This is a genomic window from Nocardia tenerifensis NBRC 101015, from assembly GCF_000308715.1.
Lineage (GTDB): Bacteria > Actinomycetota > Actinomycetes > Mycobacteriales > Mycobacteriaceae > Nocardia > Nocardia tenerifensis.
Map to the genome: position 1 here is coordinate 1 of NZ_BAGH01000335.1, position 3,953 is coordinate 3,953.

Consider the following 3,953-nt stretch of genomic DNA (forward strand, 5'->3'; position numbering starts at 1 on the left):
ACTGCGGGTGGTGGCCGGGATCGTCTCGGCGGGTGCGGCGCTCGGCGTCGCGGAGCTGCTCGCGGCGTTCTTCGGCGTAGGCACCGCACCCCTGAACGCCCTCGGCGCGACCATGGTCGACCACACGCCCGATGGTCTGCGCGAGTGGGCCATCACCACCTTCGGCACGCACGACAAGAACGTGCTGTACGTCTGCATGGGCGTGGCCGCTGTGCTGGTCGCCGGAGCGGCGGGGGCGCTGGAGCGCACGAGTCGGGCTGTGGGATCTACAGTGCTCGCCGTCGTCGGGGTGGTCGCGGCGATCGTCGTCGTGGGGCGAGCCGGGGTGTCCGGGGCGCTGCCGACGATCATCGGTGTCGCGGTGGGGATTTACGCGTTGCGGGTGCTGACGCGGCGGATCGATGCGAGTCTCGCGGTCGACGATCGGGTGGCGCCCGAAACTTCCGCTGCCGCCGAAATGTCCGATCACGCAAGGGTGTCCGCTGAGGCAAGACCGCACGCCCGCGCGGGGACGGCTGCTTCCGCCGAGGCTACCGCTGACGCCGATACACCCATCGGCACCGAGACCCGCTCCGAGAGCGGGACTTCCGCAACTCCCCTTGCCCACACCCGAACAGGCACTCACACGGGCGCAGAGGTTGCTCCCGCCGAAACACCCACTGGCGCTGGAGTTCCCGCTGCGGTCGGCATACCCGCGCAGCAACGGGAGGTGCCGCTTTCCGATGAAACCTCCAGCGCCGCAAGAGAGTCCGACGCTGACACCAGGGCTTCCTCAGCGACGACAACGAGCGGCACGGCGGCGAGCGCTGCGGGCGCGACGTCCTCCGGGATAGGCGACTCGGACCGCGCAGGACGGTCCGGGGAACCCGAGCGGCGGCGAGTATTGCAGGGTTTGCTGGTCGTAGGGGGTTTGGCGGTCGCAACGGGGGTGGGTGGGCGGTTGCTCGGCCTGCGGCGCGGGGACGTCTCCGGGGAGCGGGCGGCGATCGAGTTGCCGCGGCCGAGTGCGCCGGAGGTGCCGATCGCGCCGGGGGCGGATCTTCGGGTGCCGGGGCTGACGCCCTACCTGACCCCGAACGCGGACTTCTACCGCATCGACACCGCGCTGATCGTGCCGCAGGTGTCCAAGGACGACTGGTCGCTGCGCATTCACGGCATGGTGGATCGCGAAATCCGGCTCAGCTGGGCGGATTTGGCGAATCGACCGGTGATGGAGCGGTTGGTGACGCTGGCGTGCGTCTCCAATCCGGTGGGCGGCGATCTGATCGGCAACGCCCGCTGGCTCGGCTACCGGCTCGACGAACTGCTCGCCGAGGCGGGCCCGCACCCCGACGCGGACATGGTGCTCTCGCGCAGCACCGACGGCTGGACCGCGGGCACTCCGCTCGCGGTGCTCACCGACGGCCGCGACGCCATGCTCGCCGTCGGCATGAACGGCGAACCGCTCCCCGTCGCGCACGGCTACCCCGCCCGGCTCGTGGTCCCCGGCCTCTACGGTTACGTCTCCGCCACCAAGTGGGTCACCGAACTCGAGATCACCCGCTTCGACCGCGCCACCGCCTACTGGACCCGCCGCGGCTGGTCGCCCATGGGCCCCATCAAGACCGGCACCCGCATCGACACCCCGCGCCCCCGCGCCCGAATCCCCAAGGGCCCCACCACCATCGCCGGCGTCGCCTGGGCCCAGCACCGCGGCGTCCGCGCCGTCGAGGTCCAGATCGACAACGGCGACTGGCAACCCGCCCGCCTGGCCGACGAACAATCCATCGACACCTGGCGCCAATGGACCTTCGACTGGACCGCCACCCCCGGCCCCCACACCCTCCGAGCCCGCACCACCGACACCACCGGCCACCCCCAAACCCCCGACCGCAGCGACGTAATCCCCGACGGCGCCACCGGCTACCCCACCACCACCCTCCAAGTAACCTGATCCGCTCCAGCGCGTTCTGCCTCCAATAGCATCGTCGAGGAATTTGTCGCCTCGCCTGAGGAACACCGCATGTCTGCCGTATTCGATTGGGCCAAAGAGGAAAACCTGCAACCAGCACCGATCACGGTGCGGATCTGGCAAGGCCTGCCGGAGTCTTTCTGTCGCCTCGTGGAGGTCGTGAACGGTGAAGCTGTCCGGGCCGAGTCGCCGACGCGGTCACATCAGAAAGCCGCACGACGAATCGCCGACATGATCGAGACGGCCGCCGAGGCACACGGGAGCCGGGATCGCGATGTATGCCTGGACGTCGGAACGAACTTCGATGTCCTGCTTTGGCAGGATCCCCATGCCACGATTCGGCGGCCGGATATCGCGCTTTACGAGTGCGCCCCGGAAGAACTTCGACCACTGCCCGCCTCGGCGGTGAAGCTGGTGGTCGAAGTGACGACGCCGGGCACCGAAAAGGTCGATATCGCCGACAAGAAGGCCGAATACGCGCTCGCGGGTATTCCCTGGTACTGGATCGCCCGCCTGGCGGATAATCGAATCTCCGCCATCCAGACCCATGTTCTCGATCATGCGATCGGCCAGTACCGGCCGCATATCCTCCTGGAGCCGATCAGCTCGGAGTCAGTCGCCGACTTGCCTATTCGAATCAGTATCGACTGGCAGCGGCTCTCCAGGCTCGCCCGCTGACCGACTGCGGACCGCGGCAGTAGCCGAGACCGACTACCTCTTCCTGACAACAATGTTCGCGAAGAAGCCGGTTTCTACCATGTCGTCTATTGCCAGGCGGATGTTTTGCGGGGTGACTTTGCTGAGGATGACGAGGTTGGGTTCGGTGTAATAGAGGCTGCCGCCTTGGATCTCGTCTTCGATGGTTTGGCGGAGGCGGAGGGGGTCGTAGAAGGAGACGGGGAATATGGAGCCGTCGGCGAAGACTACTTCTACGTCGAGCCAGCCTTTGTCCGCCGTCTCCGCCTCCCGCCGGCCGTCGTACCCTTCGGGAAAAAGGACACGATAGATCTCTGCCATTGCTTCACAACCCCCACCGATTCGCATGCCGCACTAGACAACGGCGAGCAACAGCTTAGCGTTGCGTACGCAACACTGCGCCCCACGAAACGAATGTCCGTGGGGCGCAGTGATGGTGGGCTCAGCCGACCAGCGACTCGGTCTTGGTGAGCTTGTCCTTCGGCGCCGCACCGGCGGACCTGCCGTGGCGCACGAACAGCACGGAGGCGAGGACGCCGATGAGCAGGATGCCCGCGGGGAGCAGCGTGGACTGCCCGAGGGCGGTGCTGAACGCGTCCTTGACGAACTCCGGGATCGGTCCCTGGCCCGCCCCGCCCTCGGCGACCTTGCCGCCACCGAGCCCGTTGGCGGACATGCGCGCCGCGATCAGCGCGCTGATGGCCGCGCTGCCGAGCACCGAGCCGATCTGCCGGGTGGTGTTGTAGACGCCTGCACCCGCGCCCGCCTGCTGGATGGGCAGGTTGTGCGTGGCCGTCGTCGCGAGCGGACCCCAGATGCAGGAGTTGGCGAAGCCGGCCAGCGCCGCCGACACCAGGAACCACAGGATCGACGAGTCGGGCGTCATGAGCACGGAGAACCAGAACACCGACACCGCGAAGAGGGCGAAGCCGATGGACGGCAGGATCCTCGGGTGCAGCCGGTCGGAGAACCGGCCGATGAAGGGCGCGAAGAAGAGCGTGACGATCGCCATCGGCGCGAACACCAGGGCCGACTTGGTCGGCGACATCTCCCGCACCGCCTGCAGGTAGAAGTACGACGGCACCATGAACGCGGTCACCGTGGCGCCCATCGCGGCGATGGCGGTGTTGGACAGCGCGAAGTTGCGGTCCTTGAACAGCGACAGCGGCAGCAGCGGCTCGCCGGTGTTGCGCGCCTGGTTCACCGCGAAGGCGGCGAGCACGAGCACGCCGGCGCCGATGATCAGCCAGATCCGCAGCGACCAGTCGTAGCTGTTGCCCTCCTGGATGCCGAAGACCACCAGGAA

Annotated in this window: 4 protein-coding genes; 2 read left to right on the plus strand and 2 right to left on the minus strand. The window is 67.8% G+C overall.

Annotation, left to right across the window (positions count from 1 at the left end):
- Both ON39_RS26505 and ON39_RS26510 read left to right on the plus strand, forming a co-directional pair.
- Positions 1-1,933 (plus strand): molybdopterin-dependent oxidoreductase (locus ON39_RS26505; protein WP_373283741.1); only part of this gene is annotated, 1,933 nt, incomplete at its 5' end.
- Positions 1,934-2,002: 69 nt separating this feature from the next.
- A complete protein-coding gene (locus ON39_RS26510; RefSeq protein WP_040738498.1) occupies positions 2,003-2,629 on the plus strand; it encodes a Uma2 family endonuclease in 627 nt (208 codons plus the stop codon).
- A gap of 33 nt (positions 2,630-2,662) precedes the next feature.
- On the opposite strand, the gene ON39_RS26515 is transcribed toward ON39_RS26510, so the two are convergent.
- The gene (locus tag ON39_RS26515) at positions 2,663-2,968 is read right to left on the minus strand and encodes a hypothetical protein (protein ID WP_040738500.1); all 306 of its coding nucleotides are present in this window, start codon (positions 2,966-2,968) and stop codon (positions 2,663-2,665) included.
- Positions 2,969-3,089: 121 nt separating this feature from the next.
- Positions 3,090-3,953 (minus strand): MFS transporter (locus ON39_RS26520; protein WP_040738502.1); only part of this gene is annotated, 864 nt, incomplete at its 5' end.